This is a genomic window from Clostridium bornimense (assembly GCF_018917145.1).
Lineage (GTDB): Bacteria > Bacillota > Clostridia > Clostridiales > Clostridiaceae > Clostridium_AN > Clostridium_AN bornimense_A.
In genome coordinates this window covers 1-21,143 of the sequence record NZ_JAHLOD010000001.1, presented here as the reverse complement: position 1 = coordinate 21,143, position 21,143 = coordinate 1, and the positions used below count along the sequence as shown (strand labels likewise).

Sequence of the window (21,143 nt, the reverse complement as noted above, 5' to 3'; positions counted from 1 at the left end):
GAGGTATAAATATATGGATGAAAATAATGTATTAAATAATGGATGTGGTTGTGGAGAACACCATCATCATGAAGAAGGATGCTGTGGTAGCCACGAAGAAGAACATTCATGCGGATGTGGTTGTGGTGGCCATGAAGAAGAAGCATTATTCCTTCCACTACAAGATGAAGAAGGAAATGAAATATTATGTGAAATAGTTGAAGGATTTGAATTTGAAGATAATGAATATGCTTTAGCTCAAAATCCTAACGATGGATCAATTTACTTATTTAAAATAGTAGAAGATGAAGAAGGATTAGCTTATGAAGTTCCAGAAGAAAAGGAATTTAATGAAGCTGTTGCTTATTTTGAAAGTTTAAAAGCTAGTGATTTATAATAGTATTGTAAATGCAGAATCTATAGCAATATAAAGAAAAATTTATATTAGTAAGGGAGCTTAAGCGGTGATATTTCATTGTGTAAGAGCTCCCTTCTTATTATTATGGAGGTATGTAAATAAATATGGATTGTAACTCGCAATATTTCATACTTAATAATGAAATAAAGAATAAAAGTGAATTTGATGAAAAGTACATTTTTGATGGAAAATCTGTGTATGAGGTTATTAAAGTAAAGGAAGGAGTTCCGATATTTTTAGAAGACCATATGGATAGAGTATTATTAACTTTAAAACTTAATAAGTTAGACTTATTTATTTCTATCGACGAAATAATAATAAAACTTAAAAAACTAATTTCTGTTAATAATATTACAAATGGAAATATAAAATTTATATTGAATTATAATAATGATGATAAAAATTTTATTACTTACTTTATAAAACACAGCTATCCTAGTAAACAGCAGTATATAGAAGGTGTGGATACTATTTTATATTATGCTGAGAGAAAAGATCCAAATTCAAAAATAATAGATATGGGTTTAAGAAAAGCTGTAAATGCGGAAATAAGGAAGAATGATGTATATGAGGCTTTATTAGTAAATAAGGAAAATTTTATTACAGAAGGAAGTAGAAGTAACATATTTTTTATATTAGAAGATAAAATTATTACACCACCTGTAAAAAGTGTTTTACCAGGTGTTACAAGAAAGTGGATTTTTAATATATGTAAAGAGTTGTCTTTAGATATAATAGAAAGAGAAGTTTCAGTAGCAGAATTAGAAAATTTTAAAGGTATATTTATGACAGGTACATCACCAGATGCTTTACCAATAAGAAAAGTAAATAAAATGAAATTTAATTCCAGTAATGAAAAAAATATGAAAAAAATTATGAAAAAGTTTAATGAAAATACAGAAAAATATATAAAAAAAAGGAGTTGATTTCAACTCCTTTTTTTTAATTATTTGCTTGCATTAAATTCTTTTTCAGCATTATCTAAAACAGATTTTAATGTTTTAGCAGATGATTGGAATAATTCTAATTCATCTTTAGCTAATGGAATGTTAAGTACTTGTTTAACTCCAGTAGAACCTACGATACAAGGTGCTCCAAGGTATATATCACTAACACCATATTCACCTTCAAGTAAAGTTGAAACAGTTAAGATAGAATTTTCATCTCTTAAGATAGCTTCAACTATTCTCTTAACAGCTACACCAATTGCATAGAAAGTTGCACCTTTTCTATTAATGATTTCGTAAGCAGCTCTAACAACTCTGTGGTGGATATCTTCTTGTAAAGATTCATTCCAGTTGATGCTGTGAGAATCACAGTATTCTTGAATGCTCATACCAGCAATGTTTGTTATGCTCCAAGTTGCAACTTCTGAATCACCGTGTTCACCCATGATGTAAGTGTGAACGTTTCTAGCATCGATACCAAAGTGGTCAGCAAGTTCAGTTCTTAATCTAGATGTATCTAAAACAGTACCTGATCCGATAACTCTTTCTTTAGGGAATCCAGAAAGTTTATAAGTGATGTAAGCTAATACATCAGCAGGGTTAGATACTACTAATAAAATTGCATTTGGACTATACTTAGTTACTTGAGGAATAATTCCTGAAAAGATTTTATAGTTTTTGCTAACAAGATCTAATCTAGTTTCACCTGGTCTTTGTGCAGCACCAGCTGTAATAATAACTATGTTAGAATCTTTAGTATCTTCATAGTCTCCGCTTCTAACTTCTACTGGTTTAAATAAAGCACCACCATCAGCTATATCCATAGCTTCTCCTTCAGCTTTATCCTTGTTAATGTCAACGATAACTAATTCAGATGCTAAACCAGCTAAAGTTATTGCGTATGCAGTAGTTGAACCAACTGCTCCAGCTCCAATGATAGAAATTTTAGTTCTGCTCATAATAATCCTCCATTCAATCCTGCGAATATATAAATTAATAGTGTTTCATGTAAACATTATAGCCTACTTACGAAAACTTATCAATTGTAAATGAAAATTTTCTTTCATTTATTTATTTTTATGATATTAGTATTTCTTTATTAGAATTAAGTTATACCAATTATATAAATTCATTAAAAAGATTAATTGGGATAAATTTAAAATGGCATTATTATAGTTAGAATGTGATAATTGAATCTAAATTTGTAGAAAAATTAATATATGAATTTACAAAGACAAGGTAAAATATCTAAGTAAAATAAAATCTTAACATTATGTAAAAAATAGAGAAAAAGCACATGATGTTGTAAGAAAAAAATCTGAAGATAAAATTAATGTATTAAATTTTACAAAAAGATGAATTGGAAAGAATAGGCACGAATGTAACGATAGAATATATACTAAATTGTTGATATAAAAACATTTTAAAGAAATAAATGTTATTATATACAGGCTAATAAATACCTATTTACCTATTAATTACAAGAAATGTGCTTTTTAAAAGAAAAATTAATAGGAATTGTATCAGTTAATATAAAGAATTATGTAGAAATGAACGATATTTTAAATGAAATAAATAAATAAGTTACTATACTAAAGGAATCAATAAGATCAATAAAGCAGTGAATATAGATTGTTGTTAAAAGTTATAGATACACATTCATTGTTTTTTAGATAAAGATGGAGATATAGTAGTGGAACGATTAGTTATGTAGAGGGGGGTATATGATGAGTAGTAAAGAAATGAAAATATTGATTTTTTTAATAAATGATGAGTATTTCGGGATAGATATTATGGAAGTTGAAAGAATACTATCATTTAGTCCTTTGACAGAAATTCCGGACAGTCCTAATTTTGTTGAAGGAGTTATCAATTATGAAGGAAGTATTCTTCCAATAATAAATCTTAAGAAAAAGTTTTCTATGAAAAACTTAGTTGGAAATAATGAAGATGAAACTAAGATAATAGTTTCAAAACAAGAACAATGTAAATATGGTGTAATGGTAGATTTAGTTTCAGAAGTAAAAGATATATCTATGGATATAGTAGAAGAAACTCCAGAAATCGTTAAGGGAATATCTGAAAGATATATAAAAGGATTGATAAAATTAGATGATAGAATAGTAATTCTACTTAATTTATGTACAATTTTAACAGATGATGAAAAGAAGCTTTTATAAAAGAGGTGATATATGGATGCTGTAAAACTAACAGAAAAAAAAGTTGGGATAGCCGATGCTGCAGTATCAAAAAGTCCTAATAGAATAATTACAATAGGATTAGGATCTTGTATAGGAGTAGCATTTTACGATAAAAAAACCAAGATAGGTGGATTATTACATATAATGCTTCCTGATAGTAGTAAATTTAGTAATGTTGAAAATTTATACAAGTATGCTGATACAGGTATTCCTTTAGTAATAAAAGAAATGGAGAAAATGGGAGCTAGTCTTTCACGAATTACAGCTAAAATAGCTGGTGGAGCATCTATGTTTAACTTTAGTGATAATAAAATAAAGATGGATATAGGAAAAAGGAATAGTGAAGCAGTAAAAAAAACATTGGCTTACTATAAAATTCCTATTTTAGCTGAAGAAATTGGTGGTACAAAAGGTCGTACTATGATCTTTAAATTGGAAACCGGTTTAGTAGAAATCAAAACATTGGGAGTTTTTAGTAAGGAGATATAGAAGTGGGAAAAATATCAGCAATAGTTATTGGAGCATCAACAGGAGGCCCAAAGGCAATTGAAGAAATCCTAATAAGTCTACCAAATAATTTAAATGTGCCAATTTTTATAGTTCAGCATATGCCAAAAGGAATAACAAAAGGTTTTGCTAATAGATTAAATGATAAATGCAAACTAAATGTGGTTGAGGCTGAAGATGGTATGAAAATACAAAATAATTATGTTTATATTGCCCCAGGTGGACAGCATATGGAGATAACTTCAAAAGATAAAATTGGACTAAATATGAAACCACATGTGCGTGGTGTAAGACCATCAGTAGATAATTTATTTATATCAGCTTCTAAGATTTACAAAAATCAGTTATTAGGAATAGTACTAACAGGCATGGGTAAAGATGGAACTGATGGAGTGTTAGAAATTAAATCAAGAGGTGGTACTGTATTAGTAGAATCTGAAGAGACAAGCATAATTTATGGTATGCCTAAATCTGCATATGAAACTGGAAAGATTGATGAAGTAATGCCCTTACAAAATATAGCTAAGGGAATTGTGTCATATGTTAAGGGGGAGCATTGATGTGAACATAAGTGAGTTTAAAAAGTGGGTTTTTAAAGAATTTAACATAAATTTAATTGCATATAAGGAAGTTCAATTAGATAGAAGAATACTTTCATTAATGAATAAGTGTAATATAAAAGATTTGGAAGAGTATTCAAAATTATTGAAGAATGATAAAAAACAAAGACAAATTTTCTTAGATTTTATAACAATAAATGTGACAGAGTTTTTTAGAAATCCTGAATTATTTGATGAATTAAAAAATGAGATAAGTAAAGGAATAAAGAATTCTAGTGGAACCTACAAAATATGGAGTGCAGCTTGCTCTATAGGGTGTGAACCATATTCATTAGCGATGATTGTAAAGGAAATAAATACGACAAAACGTATAAATATTTTAGCTACAGATTTAGACACTACAATTTTAAGCAAAGCTAAAGTTGGAGAATATACAAATATAGAAATGAAAAATATGGATTCTACAATGATAAATAAATATTTTAAAGTAGAAGATGGAAAGTACTACATTAATCAGAACATAAAAGATATGGTTACTTTTAAAAAGCATGATCTAATATTAGATGATTATGAAAAAGGATTTGATTGTATTTTATGTAGAAATGTAGTTATATATTTCAAACAAGAGGTAAAAGAAGAAATATATAATAAATTTGCAAAGTCATTAAAGCAAGGTGGTATATTTTTTGTAGGCGCAACAGAAAGCATATATAATTATAAGAATTATGGATTTGAAAAAGTGTCTACATTTATTTATAGAAAAATATAGGAGGGGGATACCATGGATACATCACAATATTTATCAATGTTTTTAGAAGAATCTATGGACAATCTTCAAGCATTAAATGAGTCATTATTGCAGTTAGAACAAGAACCAGAAAATATAGATAAAGTAAATGAAATATTTAGAGTTGCACATACATTAAAGGGTATGGCGGCAACAATGGGCTATAGTAAGATGGCAGAATTGACTCATAAGATGGAAGATGTTTTATCAAGATTTAGAGATGGAGATTTAAATGTAACTCAAGAAGTTGTAACAGTTCTTTTTACATGTTTAGATAAGCTAGAACAAATGGTTGATGCTATATCAGAAGGTAATGAAGAAGGAGAAATAGAGGGAATAATTAAAGAATTAGAATCTTTACATTCTCAAAGCCTGGAAGTACCTTTATCAGTAGATAAAGAAAATAAAGGTGAAGATGACAAAGTAAGTTCTATAGTGTTAAATGAGTATGATATAAGCGTTATTAAACAAGTTATAGAAAAAGAATACAATGTTTATGAAGTTAATATAACTTTAGATGAAAAAACATTATTGAAATCTGCAAGAGCTTTTCTTATTGTTAAGGCACTTGAAGATAGTGGTGACATAATTAAAATACATCCGTCAACAGAAGATATAGAAAATGAAAATTTTGATTTAGATTTTACAGCAATATATGTTACTAAGAAAACAGATAATGAAGTTTATGAATTAATTATGGGAATTTCAGAAGTTGCATCAGTAAATGTGAAATTCCTAAATGATAGCTTTAAAGAAAAATTAGAAATAAAACCTAATGTAGAAGTAGCAGCTAAACCAGTTGTTGAAAAGAGTAAACAGCCATCTGCAAGTAAATCTACAAAGAAAAAGGAAGAAAAGAAATCTACTCAACATAAGAAAGTTCATCAATCAGTAAGAGTAGATCTTGAAAGATTAGATAATTTTATGAATATGGTTTCAGAACTTGTTATTCATAGAACTAGATTAGAACAAATAGCAAGTGGACATAGAATTTTAGATTTAAGTGAAACTTTAGAACAAGTTGCAAGAACAACATCAGATCTACAAGATTTGGTTATGAAAATTAGAATGTTGCCATTAGACACTGTTTTCAATAGATTCCCTAGAATGGTTCGTGACTTAAGTGTAGAATTAGATAAAGAAATGGAACTTATTATAGAAGGTCAAGAGACAGAGTTAGATAGAACAGTAATTGATGAAATTGGAGAACCATTAATTCATTTAATTAGAAATGCAGCAGATCATGGAATAGAAAGTAAGGAAGAAAGAGAAGCTGCAGGAAAAAATCCAGTAGGTAAGATCAAGCTTATTGCATATCAAGAAGGTACTAAAGCTGTAATTAAGGTACAAGACGATGGTGCAGGAATAAATGTAGATAAAATAAAAGCAAAAGCAGAGAGAGTAGGAATATCTACAGAAGGAATGAATGATAATGATATTAAAAATCTTATATTTAATCAAGGGTTCTCTACCAATGAAGAAGTAACAGATATATCAGGAAGAGGAGTAGGTATGGATGTCGTTAAGACAAAAATAGCTGCACTTGGTGGAACTGTAGATTTAATATCAGAGGTAGGAGAAGGTTCTTCTTTTATAATAAGGCTTCCATTAACATTACAAATTATACAAGCTCTATTGGTAAAGGTAGGATCAGAAACTATGGCAATATCATTAGGCTATGTCAATGAAATTGTTGAGTTTAAAGAAGAAGATATCAAAAAGACTAATAATCAAGAGGTTATAATTTATAGAGGTGCAATTATTCCTTTAATAAGAATAAATGAAAAATTAGATATAGAATCACAAAATGAAAAGAAGGGATTTGTTGTTATAGTTAAAGTAGGTGAAAAAACTGCTGGAATATTAGTAGATTCACTTATGGGACAACAAGAGATTGTAATTAAACCATTAGGTAAGATATTAAAGAATCTAAAACAGTATATAGGTGCTACAATTTTAGGAGATGGTCTAGTAACTTTAATCTTAGATATAGCTGCATTGATTTAGGAGGAGATTATGAATACAGGACTAAGTGACCTACAATTAGATGTTTTAAAAGAAATTTGTAATATTGGAGCTGGTAATGCAGCTACATCCTTATCGAAGTTTATTAATAAAAAAGTAGATATGAGTGTTCCATGTGCAAGAATTATATCTTATGAAAGCATATATGATAAGTTAGAAGATAGGGCTGTTATTGCAGTTGTAGTGAGAGTATTAGAAGGAATTGAAGGTAATATTTTAGTTATTTTTAATGAAGAAATAGCTAAAAATCTTATTGAAGGTTTAATTGGAAGTAAGGAAGATATATTTGGTGAAATGGGAACTTCACTTATGTGTGAAATTGGTAATATTATGTCTGGGACTTTCTTAGAAACAATAGCTAGTTTTGCTAATTTTACAGAAGAAAGTTTAACACTATCTGTTCCTGCTTTATGTTACGATATGTTAACAGCAATTTTATCAACAATATTTATAGAATCAGGACAACATGAAGATTTTGTGTTAGAATTAGATACAGAATTTACTATAGAGGATGATAAGAAAGATTGTTTATTTTATTTTATTCCAGTTCCAGGTTCATTAGATAATATATTAGAAAAATTAAAATTTAATTAAATTTGGGAGGTAACAAAATGGCTAGAGTATTAATAGTAGATGATGCTGCATTTATGAGAATGATGATTAAGGATATATTAGGAAAGAATGGTTTTGAAATAGTTGGTGAAGCACCAAACGGATTAAAAGCGGTAGAGCTTTATAAGAAAGAAAAACCTGATGTTGTTACTATGGATATAACAATGCCAGAGATGGATGGAATTGAAGCTGTTAAAGAAATAAAAGCTTTTGATCCTAATGCAAAAATAGTTATGTGTTCTGCAATGGGACAGCAAACAATGGTAATGGATGCTATTCGTGCAGGAGCAAAAGATTTTATAGTTAAGCCATTCCAAGCAGATAGAGTTCTAGAAGCACTTAATAAAGCTATAGGATAGGTGATAATATGCAAGTTGTTATATTTAAACTAAAGGATGAAGAATTTGGAGTAGAAACTTCAAAGGTCCAAAATATAGGAGATAATATGACCATAACAAGGGTACCTAAATCTCCAGCATTCATTAAGGGATTAGTTAACCTGAGAGGAAATGTAATAACTCTATTAGATATTAATCTTTTACTTGGAATAGATAATGATAATGAATCAACTAATACAATAATATTAAAATTGGAAGAAGAAGAAATTGGAATTACTGTTGATGAAGTTAAAGAAGTTTTAGAAGTAGACGAAAATGTAGTCGAAAGAAATTCAGTAGAAGATGGAAATTCATATATCACAGGAATATTGAATTTTAAGGATAGAATTGTTACACTAATTGATGTAGCAAAATTATTATGAAAAGAAGAAATGAGGGAATGATATGGCAGATGTATTGTCACAAAGTGAGATAGACGCCTTATTATTAGCCTTAGACTCTGGGGAGATAAAGCCGGAAGAAGTTACAAATGAAGAAGAGAAGCAAAAAGTTAAGTTATATGATTTTAGAAGCCCTCAAAAGTTTTCAAAAGATCATATAAGAACATTAGAGCTTATATATGATAATTATTCTAGAATAATTGCAAATTACCTTGCGGCACAAGTTAGAACTACTGTTAAAGTAAACTTAGAATATATAGAACAGACTACATACGAAGAGTTCATGCATTCTATATCTAATCCTACAATATTAAATTTGTTTAAGTTACAGCCACTTAGTGGAACATTGTTGTTTGAAACTAATCAACAATTTACATATCAAATAATAGATATTTTATTGGGTGGAAAAGGAGAAGGTGCATATAAAACTAGAAATATTTCTGATATTGATAGAAATATAATTATGAAAATAAATCAAGCTTTAGTAGCACATTTAAAGCTTGCTTGGTCTGATGTATTATCAGTAGAGCCAGAGTTTGAAGGAATAGAAACTAATCCAGCACTGAATCAAACATTAGCACCACATGAACCAGTGGTACTCATTACCCTATCTGTAGAGATTGGGAAAAACAGTACATTTTTGAATATGTGTATACCGTATTTAAGTGTAGAAAAGATACTAGACAAGCTCGTTTTTAGCTATTGGTATCAAGAAAGTGATGAAAATGACAAGGCTGAAACTGAAGAAAAAATTGTAGAAAACTTAAATAAGGTTGAAGTACCTATAAATGTTCTTTTAGGGAAGAGCCAAATTTCTGTGCATGACTTTTTAACTGTTATGACAGGAGATGTAATAACCTTAGATACTAAATGTGATGATCCATTAAAAGTTTTAGTAGATGATAAGGTTCATTTTATTGCGAAACCTGGAGTTATAGGTAAAAAATTAGGAGTTCAAGTTATAAGCGTAAATAATGAGGAGGTGGATGGTGATGACTGAAGGATTCCTTTCACAAGATGAAATAAATGCTCTATTAAATGGAGAAATCGAAAATGAAGAAGATAATAACACTTTAACAGATTTAGAAAAAGATCTTTTGGGTGAAATTGGAAATATTTCCATGGGGACGGCATCAACAGCATTATCTCAAATCATAAATTGTAAAGTTAATATAACTACACCAGTAGTTACTTCTACAACATTCGAAGATTTAAGAGAAGAGTTTGATATACCTAATCTTGCATTAAATATAAAATACATATCTGGAATAGTTGGAGAAAATCTTCTAGTTATGAAGATAAGTGATTCAGGTGTCATTGCTAATTTAATGATGGGTGGAGACGGAAAGGTCGAGGTTTCAGAACTAACTGAGATAGAAATATCTGCAGTTCAAGAAGCTATGAACCAAATGATAGGTTCTGCGGCTACATCTATGGCAACAATGCTTGGAAGAGAAGTAAATATATCACCACCTGTATCAGAAGTGTGGAATAATACAGAAGAAGCTATAAAGTCAGGTATTCAATTAGAAAAAGAAATTGTAAAAGTATCTTTTAGAATTACAATTGGAGATTTAGTAGATTCTAATATAATGCAAATTTATCCTTTAGAAACTGCAAAGTACATATGTTCTATTATGATGGGTGAGGAAAAAAAGTCAGAGGAAAATGTTGCTGTGGAGACAACACCACAAGTTGAAGAGAAAAAAGTTATAGAGAAAAATGTTGAACCTCAGCCGGCATTTAGAGAAGAATATATGGAAAGAGAAGCTCCAGTTTCGGTACAAAAAGCAAGTTTTCAGCCATTAAGAGAAGTTTCAAGAGAAAACTTACCAAGTAACATAGATTTAATAATGGATGTAAATTTGGATATATCTGTTGTGTTAGGTAGAACTAAAAAATCTATTAAAGATATATTGGCACTAGGCAATGGTTCCTTAATTGAGTTAGATAGACTTGCTGAAGAACCGGTAGAGATTTTAGTAAATGGAAAAAGAATAGCTTATGGTGAAGTTGTTGTTGTTGATGAAAACTTTGGAGTTAGAATTACTTCAATAGTAAGTAATGAAGATAGAATAAAGACTTTATCAAAGTAAAAAGAGGTTGTCACTAACGATGGAAAGTTCGTTAGCGGCAATCTTTTTTTATTAGAAAAAATCTAAATAATCTATATGGATAATTGGTTAAATATAACTAAGTTAACAATGAAAAATCAATAAGCTCTGTGATAATTTCTATAGTAAAGGAAAAAATAAGATTATAGAAATTATATAGGAGGTAAAACAAATGAAAAAATTAAGATTTATATCATTTGTATTGATATTTGTCATATTATTTCCATTTAGTTCTGTTGCTTTAGCAGAAGGTGGAAAGAGTGAAGAAAATCATAATCCTTTAGATCCAGAATGTAGAAGTGCTATTTTGATAGAACCTGTAAGTGGAAAAGTAATCTTCGAAAAGAATTCTAATGAAAAGTATCCACCTGCTTCTGTAACTAAGGTAATGACTATGTTATTAGCAATGGAAGCAGTAGATAGTGGTAAAATTAAATTAGATGATAAAATAACATGTTCAGAGAAAGTTAAAAGCATGGGAGGATCTTCAATGCTTTTAGATAACAATGAAGTTAGAACAGTAGAAGAAATAATAAAAGGAATAGGTATAGCATCAGGAAATGATGCAGCTGTAGCTATGGCTGAATATTTAGCAGGTTCTGAAGATGCATTTGTTGTAATGATGAATAAGAGAGCAAAGGAGCTTGGAATGAATAATACTTCTTTTCAAAATTGCACTGGGCTTTCAGCACCAAATCATTATACGACAGCAAGCGATATAGCAAAAATGTCTATGGAGCTATTAAAACATCCTCAAATATTGAAATATACAGGTACATACATGGAGACAATAAGTGAGGGAAGAAAGACTCCTATAGAATTGGTTAATCACAATAAACTAGTAAGATTTTTTAAAGGTTGTGATGGTTTAAAAACAGGATTCACATCTGAAGCTATGTATTGTATATCAGCTACAGCGGTGAGAGATGATGTAAGAATGCTAACTGTTATAATGGGAGCACCATCATTTAAAGTTAGAAATAGAGATGCATCTAATTTAATGAATTATGGTTTTTCTAAATTTGAATGTAAAAAGCTTGTTGAAAAAGATGCTGAGGTACAAAGAGTAGATTTAGATAAGAATGGCGAAAAGTTCTATTTATTAAAAAGTGTTGATGATGTTAAGGCAATTGTAGAAAGAGGAGAAGAATTCAAATTAGATCAAAAAATAACTGTAGATGAAAAGAAAAAATGTGCAAAGGCTGGGGAAATTATAGGAACATGTGAATTTTATAATGGATCTAATCTAATAGGTAAGGTAGATTTATATTGTGATAGAGATATATCTAGAGGATCTATATTTGAAAACTTTAAGGATTATATAAAAAATTTATTTAATTGCGCTGTTTAGAGGAAAAAAGCACTCTATATATGTTAAAATATATAGAGTGTTTTTATTAATTAAAGGAGAAAAAATAATGTCACTTAAGGTAAAGATAAAGGATTTTGAAGGACCATTTGATGTTCTTTTGCATTTAATAAGAAAAAATAAAATGGATATATATAATATAAAGTTGTATGAAATTACTACTCAATATTTAGAATATATTAAGACATTAGAAGAAATGGACTTAGAAGTAACATCTGAATTTATAATAACTGCAGCAACGATGATAGAAATAAAATCTAGGGCATTATTACCGAAAGAAAAAAATGATGAGGAAGATGCTGATGATATAGATCCATCAAAAGAACTTATAAATAAGTTAATTCAATATAATAAGTTTAAAGCAGCGGCATTATATTTAAAAGAAAAAGAAAAAAATTCAGAAATTGTTTATAGTAAAAAGGGTGAAATCATAGAAGATACTCATGAGGTATCTACAGAGGAATTGTTAAAAGGTGTGACAATGTTAAAGCTATTTAAGATATATGAAGAAGTTTTAAATAGTTATTATAATAAGCAAAATATAAATGTAATTGAAAGAGAAATACCTATAGATAGCTTTAAAATTGAAGATAAAATAGATAAAATAAGAAAAGTGATTAGTAATAAAGATATGGTAGCTTTTAGTGAAATTGTTTTTGAATCGGTATGTAAAATGGAAGTAGTAGTTACATTTTTAGCATTATTAGAATTAGCTAAATTGAGGGAAGTTCAATTGTTGCAATCAGAAAATTTTCAAGATATTATAATTGAAAGGATAAATGCAAATGAAAAATTATAATCAAATAGAAATAGAGAATATTAATAATAGTAGATACTCAATAATTGAATCATTATTATTTGTAAGTGGAGATGCTTTAGAAAAAAAAGATATAGCAAATATATTAGATATATCAGAAAATGAGGTTGAGTCTACTATAGATGCTATGATTAGAAATTATGGTCAAAATAATGATAGAGGAATAAAAATAATTAAAGTAAATGATAGATATCAACTTGTAACAAAGAATGAAAATAGTAGTTATATACAGAAATTATTAAAGAAAAATAGTAGACAATCATTATCACAAGCTGCTCTAGAAACTTTATCTATAATTTCTTATAAGCAACCTATTACAAGAGTTGATATTGATGAAATAAGAGGAGTAAAAAGTGATAGAGCTATAGTAACACTAATGGAAAAAAATCTAATTAAAGATTGTGGAAGATTAGATGTTCCAGGTAGACCTATATTATATTCAACGACAGATGAATTTTTAAGATATTTTAATTTAGAATCAATTAAAGAATTACCTAATTTAGATAGTTTTTATACAGCTAATACTGAGGAAGAAACAGAGCCAGAGGTTACTCCATAGGCTCTGTTTCATTTTTGTATGAATAAGTACTTGACGAATCACAATTAGTTTTTCCTTTTATAATATCAATTAATTGAGGAACACTATCTACTAGCTTATCAATGGTAGTACTAGCGTCTAAAGGTAATAGACGTATGTTATCTCTTTTAATTACAAGAAAAGCTACTGGCTTTAATGATACACCTGCGCCTGATGCACCGCCAAAAGGATATTCAGGAGGATCAGTACTTGGAATATCGCTACCGCCAGATACAAACCCTAAACTAACTTTGGATATTGGTAAAATGACACCGTCATCATTTAGGGGAATTGCATCACCTACTATTGTATTTACATCAATTATTTCTCTTAAATTTTCTAGAGTGCTATTAATAAGATTATCTAATGGGTTCATTGTAAATCTGCTACTGAAAATATGAACAAATATATCCATATCGAGATTATTCCGTCTCCGATTTGTTTCATTTTATTCTATAGAACTACTTTGATTTTGGATATTTTGTTTCGTAGCATCTCCTTTCTTTTTTATTTTTAAACTTTCATATTTTGTTGAAGTTTTTCTTTATTCTCCTTATTCTTATATTTTTTTAAAAGTAACTTAATCGCTATAAATATAATCTTTCCAATACTTATATAAATTATACTGTTTACGGATATATACAGATCTTTTTCCTTTAATGATGGAATTATATTAATTGAGTAATTTTTTATTTTAAAAAAATAGTTTAATATATTAATGAAATAGCAATTAAGTAAATCTTTAAATCCATAAGTAATAGCAGTAATATGGGGCTCATCAAAACCATATTTTAGCTTTATATCTAAAGTGTTAATTGGTAAAAGTTTTTTTAAAACTATGTGATACATTTTAAATTTTTTGTATTTTAGTTTGAAAGAAGGCTCATTCTTTTCAGTCAACTTATCTGTATTTTTATAATCTAAAGATGTCATATTTGGATTATTTGATTTTTTCTTATTAAATTTATGTAGATCAATTTTATGATTCCATAAAAGTACTGTAGTTTTTTTGTTTTTATATATTAAATGAATATTTATTTTAATTGGTACAAGCAGTAGCAATAATATAATAAAAAAAATATAAAACATACTATACCCCCTAATGATTATAAGTAATATTATTGCCATATATATAAATTTTATAATAATAATATTTATATCCTTGGGGCAAAATAAGTTTTGAGGTGATAGTATGAGATTTAAGAAAATTATATCGCTATTATTGATATTTATTTTGTTATTGAAAAATGGCGCAGTTTTAGGTAAAAGTGAAAACAAAAATTTAAATATTGTAGCTAGAAGTGCGGCTGTTATAGATGGAAGAACAGGTATACTTTTATATGGAAAAGATGAAAACAATCCTATACCTATGGCATCAACAACAAAGATTATTACATCATTGGTAGCTTTAGAAAGAGGAAATTTAGATAAGAAAGTTTTAATATCTAAAAGAGCTATTAGTATTAATGGATGTAAAGTTGGCTATAAGGAAAATGAAGAAATTGCATTAAAAGAATTGCTATTTGGTCTTATGTTGAGATCAGGAAATGATGCAGCTATAGCTATCGCAGAGGGGGTTAGTGGATCTGTAGAAGAGTTCTTAAAATTAATGAATGAAAAAGCAAGAACTCTTGGGCTTACTAATTGCAATTTTGAAACACCTAATGGACTAGATTCTAAGGAGCATTTTATTACAGCAAAAGAGTTAGCATTAGTAACTAGAGAAGCGAAAAAAATTCCGTTGTTTAATGAAATAGTTACTACAAAACAGATAACAAGGGATAAATATAATTTTACAAGAGATTATGGAAATATAAATAAGTTGTTATATCAATTAAATGAGGCAACAGGTGTAAAAACAGGATATACAGGTAATGCAGGAAAATGTTTAGTAGGTGCTTCTATGATTGATAACAATGAACTTATAGAAGTAGTTTTAAATTGTAATGATAGATACAATCAGATTGTAAAGATGCATAATTATGTAAAGGATAACTTTATCTTTGATAAAATTTATAATAAAGATGATATAGTAAAGGAGATTTCTTATGGAACTAATAATTATAAATTAGGTGTGAATGAAGATATAATAATACCTAAAAATAAAAATAAGTCATATAAAGTAGAGATTGTAGTACCGGAAAAAATCATGAAGTTTAAACCTGAAAAAGGAGATCCTTTTGGATCATTAAGAGTATATTGTGAAAATGAAGAATTAATTTCATATAATTTATATATTGTATAAAAAAACATAAACTCTTAAGTATATATTTATGTCTTTTATCATTATTTGACTGTGCTAACTTTGATTAAACATAAACATGTAGTTAATTATGAAACTATGAAATGAATTGTGAATCATATTATGTTATATCTTTTTATATTAATAATATAATATAAAAGAATAAATAATTTGGAGGAGCGTATGTCTTCTAAAGAGTGTAAAAATGATAGATATTTAACTACAAACCAAGGAAGTCCTATTTGTGATGATAACAATTCTTTGACAGTAGGGAAAAATGGACCTGTGCTAATTCAAGATAGTCAACTTATTGAGAAGTTGGCGCATTTTGATAGAGAAAGAATCCCGGAGAGAGTAGTTCATGCAAAAGGTGCAGGTGCTCATGGCAAATTTAAGTGTTATAAGTCTATGGAAAAGTATACAAAGGCAAAGTTCCTTTGTAAGGAAGGAAAAGAGACTCCTGTTTTTGTTAGATTTTCAACAGTTATAGGTGGAAGAGGATCTGCAGATACTGTAAGAGATCCTAGAGGATTTGCAGTGAAGTTCTATACTGAGGAAGGAAACTATGATATCGTTGGTAACGACTTGCCAGTATTTTTTATACGAGATGCTATAAAGTTTCCTGATGTAATTCATGCGTTAAAGCCATCACCAGATACTAATATACAAGATCCAGAAAGGTATTGGGATTTCTTTTCTAACACACCAGAAGCCACTAATATGTTAACATGGCTGTATTCTGATAGAGGAACTATTAAAAGTTATAGAAAAATAGAAGGATTTGGGGTAAACACTTATGTATGGAAGAACAAATATGGAGAAAGGGTATATATAAAATATCATTGGAAGCCTTTAGAGGGGATAGAGACTATAACAAGAGAAGAGGCAATAAGATTGGCAGGAACAGATCCTGATGTTGCAGTTAGAGATTTATATGATACATTGGAGTGTGGTAAAGTAGTTGAATATGAATTGTATGTACAAATAATGGAATTGGATGAGGCATGTAATCAGTATTTTAATCCATTAGATGATACAAAGATATGGCCTGAGGAAGATTTTCCTTTAATTAAGGTGGGAAAGATGACTTTAACACATAATCCTAAAAACTTTTTTGCAGAAGTAGAACAAGCAGCATTTTGTCCAGCTAATGTAGTGCCAGGTATTGAATTTTCAGCAGATAAAATGTTACAAGGAAGAGGGTTTTCATATTTAGATACTCAAAGATATAGAGTTGGAATTAATTTTATACAATTACCTATAAATAAACCAAGAGTTAAAGTTGATAATAATATGCAGGATGGAAGTATGAATTTTTATCCTAACAAAGGAAAAGTTAACTACTTTCCTAGTTCGCTAGAAAAGAATCCCAAAAAGGAAGCGCCTTGTGATAAAGATGATTTTTTATATATAGAAGGTGAAATAGTAAGAAAAGTAATAGATAAGGAAGAAAATTTTAGGCAGGCAGGAGAAAGATATAGATCTTTTACAAAGAAAGAACAAGACAACTTAATTCATAATATTGTTATGGATCTTTGTATGGTAAATGAGAAGATACAACGTAAGATGGTAAAATATTTTACTTGTGCTGATAAGGAATATGGAACTAGAGTTAAAAAAGGTTTGGGATTATAAAAATTTGAATTTAGAGCACAAATATCTATAGGTGTTGATAACTAGATAGAAAAATACGCACGTGTGTACTATTTTATCCTATAAAAAAGTTATCGCTAATGACATTTTTTATTAGCGATAACTTTTTTCTTTTTATTTAGTTATTAAAAGCATTATAAATTAGGTTCACTGCTTTTTCAAAATCATCAGTGTCGATACCAACAAGAATATTCATTTCACTAGATCCTTGGTCGATCATCTTTATATTTATATCTTCTTTAGATAAAGCGTTAAATAATTTAGCTGCAATTCCAGGAGCACTTGCCATACCTTTACCAACAGTAGCTATTACAGCCATATGTGGGTGGATCTCGATGAAGTCTGGATTACATTGCTTTTTAATTTCTTCTACAATTTTTTCACCTTTACCTTTTAATTGTGAATCTTCTATTACAAGAGAAACAGTATCTATTCCGGAAGGCATATTTTCAAATGATACACCATACATTTCCAAGATAGATAATATTTTTCTACAGAATCCAAGTTCAGAATTCATAAGAGCTTTTTCAATGGCAATAACAGAAAAGTTCTTTTTACCAGCTATACCTGTTATTGTACCAAGAGTGCTTAAATCATGGACATCGCTAACTATTAATGTACCTTCATCAAGAGGTCTATTAGTGTTTTTTATTCTTATAGGAATATTAGCTTCTTTTACAGGGAATATGGCTTCTTCATGAAGAACTGAAGCTCCCATATATGATAATTCTCTAAGTTCTTTGTAAGTTATTTCTTTAATAGTTTTTGGATTGTTAACAATTCTTGGATCTGCCATTAAAAATCCTGATACATCTGTCCAATTCTCGTATAGTTTTGCATTTACACCAGAAGCTACTAATGAACCTGTAACATCAGAACCACCTCTTGAAAATGTTACAATTTCTCCAGTTGTATCAGCACCATAGAATCCAGGGATTACTGCACGTTCTGTATCTTTAAGTCTAGCTGCTATAGCTTTTTTAGTAAGTTCATGATTAAAGTTTCCACCTTCATCAAAAACAATTACTTCAGCAGCATCTATAAATTCGTATCCTAAATAATTTGCTAAAATAAGTCCATTTAAATATTCGCCTCTACTTGCTGCATAATCTGAGGAAGCACCATTAGCTATATTTTCTTTTACTTTATTTAAAGGAGTTGAGATATCAAAGTCAAGTTTAAGATCTTTAACGATGCCCTTATATCTATCTTCAATTAATTTAAAAACGTCATCAAAAGCTATACCGCTATTTACATGAGCATTACATAAGTAAAGAAGATCTGTTATTTTATAATCTTTACTATTTCTTCTTCCTGGTGCAGAAGGAACAACATATTTTCTATTTTTATTAGATTCAATTATATTTTTTACTTTTTGAAATTGCTCAGAGCTTGCCAGCGAACTTCCCCCAAATTTTGTTACGATTGTTTCATTCATAATGTATTAGCCCCCTAATGATAAAAATATTGTTTAATATATAAATAATAACATTTCTTTACTGTGTATTCAAGGAAAATACTAATGTATGTGGTGAATATACTTTTTTATAGTGATATTTTGTTCTTTAATTTGAAAAATTGTATTATAATATATCTAAATATAATTTAGATTGGAGATAATTATGAATATACAGATTTTTGGGATAAGTAAGTGTTTTGATACTAAAAAAGCTGAAAGATATTTTAAAGAAAGAAAAATTCCATTTCAATATATAGATTTATCAAAGAAGAATATAAGTAAAGGTGAATTAAATAGTGTTTTGAAAAGTGTAACATTAGTAGATGTTATAAATAGTAATTCTAAGGAATATAAGAAAAGTAATATATCTATGTTAAGAAATTCAGAAAGTAAAATAGATATGCTGCTTTCAAATTATAAACTATTAAATACCCCTATAGTTAGAAATGGCAAATATGCTACTGTAGGATATAAAAAAGACATATGGGATCAGTGGGAATAACTCTGTTTATTGAAAATGGAAACTATCGCATTAATAGCTATTAATACGATAGTTCCAAAATCTCTTTTTAAAAGTTTTTACATTACTTTAGAAACGGTTTTTAGCATTTTTATGGTTTTTTCGTCATCTACTAATTCTAGTGCTTCATTATTTTCATCATAGTTGTATTTATACACTTCTATTTTACTTTTATTTTTTTCTGGTGTCATGATAATGTAATCATTAGAATTGACAGAAAGTTGTTCTTTTACTATGTAAGATAGTAAATCACCATTTTCATTTCTAAAAGAATAAACTTTATTACTCATAAACAAGCCTCCTATAATATTTTCATAAGTTAGTATGTGTAAAAGAAATTAAATTATGAAATTAATACAAAATAACTTGTTAAAATATGGAATGTGTAATATAATTATAATACCGATTTCAGATTAGGGGATGGGAATATGTATCGTAGAATAAAACTTATTAAAGGAGATATTACAAAGGTTTCTACAGAAGTTATCGTTAATGCTGCTAATACTTCATTAATAGGTACTTCTGGAGTATCGTCAGATATACATAAAGCTGGTGGAATTGTTATCGATCAGCAATGTATGGATATTAGAAGAAGGTTGGGTGGATGTAAGACAGGCGAAATTGTTGTAACTGATGCCGGAAATCTAGATGCACGTTATGTAATTCATACTGTTGGACCAGTATGGAAAGGTGGAGAAAAAAGAGAATCAGAATTATTGTATAATTGTTATACTAATGCATTAAAAGAATCGGTAAGATTAGAGTGTAAGAAAATTGCTTTTCCTAATATAAGTACTGGTATATATGGATATCCTAAAAAAGAAGCAGCAAAAATAGCCTTAAAAGCCACAGAGGATTTCTTAAAAGAAAATAAGGAAATAGAAGAAGTATTATTTGTATCATATGATGAAGAAAATTATGAAATATATGATGAGCTTTTAAAACAACAGAATAAGTGATATACTCACTTTAAGTAATCATTAAATCTATTATCATATATCTAGAAGGGACGTGAAAAAATGGACAATAATAAATTAAAAACAATGGATCCATTTATGCTGCTTAGTATTGTAAATATGAAACTTAGGGACTTTTATAGTAATTTGGATAGTTATTGTGATGATATTGGTATAGATAAGGAACTTTTGAAAGAGAGATTATTAACAGTAGGATATAAATATGAAGAAGAGACCAATAATTTTGTATCTCTATAGTAAAATAGGGGCTACTGCATAAAATAAATGCATAGCCCCTATTTCTATATTTAATAATAAATTATATTTAAAATGTGGGATTAAAAAAAGACGACTGGTAATATGTCAAGATAAAAAAACTTTAAAATTGGAAATTTTCTAGTTTGTCTTATTAAAAAAAGGGTAACTTTAATAAAGCTCATTCTGATTACAAAATTTTACAGGGAACCAGACGGCAAAAGTGACTATTAAATTGTTACTTTATCAACTACCTCGTTAGAGGTATAGAGTTGATTATTTCGTAGCAATGAAAAAATCAATCTTACAAGTTTTCGTCCAGTTAGTGCGAGTGCCCTTTTATGTTTGTGAATTAATGCTTCATCAT

The 21,143-nt window shown here is 28.5% G+C and carries 25 protein-coding genes and 1 pseudogene; 20 read left to right on the top strand and 6 right to left on the bottom strand.

The features are described from left to right. The first annotated feature begins 13 nt into the window (after nucleotides 1-13). Nucleotides 14-376 carry a DUF1292 domain-containing protein gene (locus KQI30_RS00125; RefSeq protein ID WP_216461130.1) on the top strand — a complete coding sequence of 121 codons (363 nt, stop codon included), beginning with the start codon at nucleotides 14-16 and terminating at the stop codon, nucleotides 374-376. Nucleotides 377-501: 125 nt separating this feature from the next. Beyond that, nucleotides 502-1,323 carry an aminotransferase class IV gene (locus KQI30_RS00120; RefSeq protein ID WP_216461129.1) on the top strand — a complete coding sequence of 274 codons (822 nt, stop codon included), beginning with the start codon at nucleotides 502-504 and terminating at the stop codon, nucleotides 1,321-1,323. Nucleotides 1,324-1,343: 20 nt separating this feature from the next. Here KQI30_RS00120 and KQI30_RS00115 read toward each other — a convergent pair whose 3' ends face one another. Continuing rightward, entirely contained in the window at nucleotides 1,344-2,303 is a 960-nt protein-coding gene (locus KQI30_RS00115) for an L-lactate dehydrogenase (RefSeq protein ID WP_253287318.1), read from the bottom strand. Between the two features lie 768 nt (nucleotides 2,304-3,071). Between KQI30_RS00115 and KQI30_RS00110 the strand changes: the two genes are divergently transcribed. From KQI30_RS00110 to scpB, 13 genes are all read left to right on the top strand, one after another. Then, complete coding sequence (locus tag KQI30_RS00110) at nucleotides 3,072-3,524, top strand: chemotaxis protein CheW (RefSeq protein ID WP_216461128.1); 453 nt, start codon at nucleotides 3,072-3,074, stop codon at nucleotides 3,522-3,524. Between the two features lie 12 nt (nucleotides 3,525-3,536). Next, nucleotides 3,537-4,034: a chemotaxis protein CheD gene (locus KQI30_RS00105; RefSeq protein ID WP_216461127.1), complete on the top strand. Its 498-nt coding sequence runs from the start codon at nucleotides 3,537-3,539 to the stop codon at nucleotides 4,032-4,034. 2 nt (nucleotides 4,035-4,036) lie between these two features. Beyond that, the gene (locus tag KQI30_RS00100) at nucleotides 4,037-4,612 is read left to right on the top strand and encodes a CheB methylesterase domain-containing protein (protein WP_367397816.1); all 576 of its coding nucleotides are present in this window, start codon (nucleotides 4,037-4,039) and stop codon (nucleotides 4,610-4,612) included. A 1-nt stretch (nucleotide 4,613) separates the two neighbouring features. After that, nucleotides 4,614-5,381 carry a CheR family methyltransferase gene (locus tag KQI30_RS00095; RefSeq protein WP_216461126.1) on the top strand — a complete coding sequence of 256 codons (768 nt, stop codon included), beginning with the start codon at nucleotides 4,614-4,616 and terminating at the stop codon, nucleotides 5,379-5,381. Between the two features lie 12 nt (nucleotides 5,382-5,393). Beyond that, nucleotides 5,394-7,406: a chemotaxis protein CheA gene (locus KQI30_RS00090; RefSeq protein WP_216461125.1), complete on the top strand. Its 2,013-nt coding sequence runs from the start codon at nucleotides 5,394-5,396 to the stop codon at nucleotides 7,404-7,406. Between the two features lie 9 nt (nucleotides 7,407-7,415). Then, nucleotides 7,416-8,018, top strand: coding sequence for a chemotaxis protein CheC (locus KQI30_RS00085; protein ID WP_216461124.1), 603 nt, complete (start codon nucleotides 7,416-7,418; stop codon nucleotides 8,016-8,018). A 17-nt stretch (nucleotides 8,019-8,035) separates the two neighbouring features. Continuing rightward, complete coding sequence (locus KQI30_RS00080) at nucleotides 8,036-8,395, top strand: response regulator (RefSeq protein ID WP_216461123.1); 360 nt, start codon at nucleotides 8,036-8,038, stop codon at nucleotides 8,393-8,395. Between the two features lie 8 nt (nucleotides 8,396-8,403). Beyond that, nucleotides 8,404-8,796, top strand: a complete 393-nt coding sequence (locus KQI30_RS00075; protein WP_216461122.1) for a chemotaxis protein CheW — start codon at nucleotides 8,404-8,406, stop codon at nucleotides 8,794-8,796. A 22-nt stretch (nucleotides 8,797-8,818) separates the two neighbouring features. Continuing rightward, on the top strand, nucleotides 8,819-9,814 hold the full coding sequence (gene fliM / locus KQI30_RS00070) for a flagellar motor switch protein FliM (RefSeq protein ID WP_216461121.1): 996 nt from the start codon (nucleotides 8,819-8,821) through the stop codon (nucleotides 9,812-9,814). Beyond that, nucleotides 9,807-10,910: a flagellar motor switch phosphatase FliY gene (gene fliY, locus KQI30_RS00065; protein WP_216461120.1), complete on the top strand. Its 1,104-nt coding sequence runs from the start codon at nucleotides 9,807-9,809 to the stop codon at nucleotides 10,908-10,910. Before fliM ends, fliY begins: the two co-directional genes overlap by 8 nt. A 190-nt stretch (nucleotides 10,911-11,100) precedes the next feature. Next, the gene (locus tag KQI30_RS00060; protein WP_216461119.1) at nucleotides 11,101-12,279 is read left to right on the top strand and encodes a D-alanyl-D-alanine carboxypeptidase family protein; all 1,179 of its coding nucleotides are present in this window, start codon (nucleotides 11,101-11,103) and stop codon (nucleotides 12,277-12,279) included. A 67-nt stretch (nucleotides 12,280-12,346) separates the two neighbouring features. After that, nucleotides 12,347-13,096: a segregation/condensation protein A gene (locus KQI30_RS00055; RefSeq protein ID WP_216461118.1), complete on the top strand. Its 750-nt coding sequence runs from the start codon at nucleotides 12,347-12,349 to the stop codon at nucleotides 13,094-13,096. Then, nucleotides 13,077-13,673, top strand: a complete 597-nt coding sequence (gene scpB, locus KQI30_RS00050; protein WP_216461117.1) for an SMC-Scp complex subunit ScpB — start codon at nucleotides 13,077-13,079, stop codon at nucleotides 13,671-13,673. Before KQI30_RS00055 ends, scpB begins: the two co-directional genes overlap by 20 nt. Here scpB and ytfJ read toward each other — a convergent pair. Both ytfJ and KQI30_RS00040 read right to left on the bottom strand, forming a co-directional pair. Then, nucleotides 13,663-14,067, bottom strand: coding sequence for a GerW family sporulation protein (ytfJ, locus tag KQI30_RS00045; protein ID WP_216461116.1), 405 nt, complete (start codon nucleotides 14,065-14,067; stop codon nucleotides 13,663-13,665). The two genes, scpB and ytfJ, sit on opposite strands and share 11 nt — an antisense overlap. A 137-nt stretch (nucleotides 14,068-14,204) precedes the next feature. Then, nucleotides 14,205-14,780, bottom strand: a complete 576-nt coding sequence (locus tag KQI30_RS00040) for a DUF2953 domain-containing protein (RefSeq protein WP_216461115.1) — start codon at nucleotides 14,778-14,780, stop codon at nucleotides 14,205-14,207. A 103-nt stretch (nucleotides 14,781-14,883) separates the two neighbouring features. Here KQI30_RS00040 and KQI30_RS00035 point away from each other — a divergent pair, with 103 nt between their 5' ends. Continuing rightward, on the top strand, nucleotides 14,884-15,936 hold the full coding sequence (locus KQI30_RS00035) for a D-alanyl-D-alanine carboxypeptidase family protein (protein WP_216461114.1): 1,053 nt from the start codon (nucleotides 14,884-14,886) through the stop codon (nucleotides 15,934-15,936). A gap of 180 nt (nucleotides 15,937-16,116) precedes the next feature. Then, nucleotides 16,117-17,568, top strand: coding sequence for a catalase (locus tag KQI30_RS00030; RefSeq protein WP_216461113.1), 1,452 nt, complete (start codon nucleotides 16,117-16,119; stop codon nucleotides 17,566-17,568). Between the two features lie 136 nt (nucleotides 17,569-17,704). On the opposite strand, the gene KQI30_RS00025 is transcribed toward KQI30_RS00030, so the two are convergent. Then, nucleotides 17,705-19,024 carry an aspartate kinase gene (locus KQI30_RS00025; protein ID WP_216461112.1) on the bottom strand — a complete coding sequence of 440 codons (1,320 nt, stop codon included), beginning with the start codon at nucleotides 19,022-19,024 and terminating at the stop codon, nucleotides 17,705-17,707. A gap of 184 nt (nucleotides 19,025-19,208) precedes the next feature. Here KQI30_RS00025 and KQI30_RS00020 point away from each other — a divergent pair, with 184 nt between their 5' ends. Continuing rightward, nucleotides 19,209-19,547, top strand: coding sequence for an arsenate reductase family protein (locus tag KQI30_RS00020; protein WP_216461111.1), 339 nt, complete (start codon nucleotides 19,209-19,211; stop codon nucleotides 19,545-19,547). Nucleotides 19,548-19,624: 77 nt separating this feature from the next. Here KQI30_RS00020 and KQI30_RS00015 read toward each other — a convergent pair whose 3' ends face one another. Continuing rightward, nucleotides 19,625-19,855, bottom strand: a complete 231-nt coding sequence (locus KQI30_RS00015) for a DUF1292 domain-containing protein (protein WP_216461110.1) — start codon at nucleotides 19,853-19,855, stop codon at nucleotides 19,625-19,627. 138 nt (nucleotides 19,856-19,993) lie between these two features. Between KQI30_RS00015 and KQI30_RS00010 the strand changes: the two genes are divergently transcribed. Both KQI30_RS00010 and KQI30_RS00005 read left to right on the top strand, forming a co-directional pair. Continuing rightward, nucleotides 19,994-20,524 (top strand): macro domain-containing protein, encoded by a 531-nt coding sequence (locus KQI30_RS00010; protein WP_216461109.1) that lies wholly within the window; start codon nucleotides 19,994-19,996, stop codon nucleotides 20,522-20,524. Between the two features lie 60 nt (nucleotides 20,525-20,584). After that, nucleotides 20,585-20,779, top strand: coding sequence for a DUF4250 domain-containing protein (locus tag KQI30_RS00005; RefSeq protein WP_216461108.1), 195 nt, complete (start codon nucleotides 20,585-20,587; stop codon nucleotides 20,777-20,779). 227 nt (nucleotides 20,780-21,006) lie between these two features. On the opposite strand, the pseudogene KQI30_RS16945 reads toward KQI30_RS00005, so the two are convergent. Next, nucleotides 21,007-21,143: pseudogene (locus KQI30_RS16945) on the bottom strand (IS110 family transposase); the annotation flags it as partial.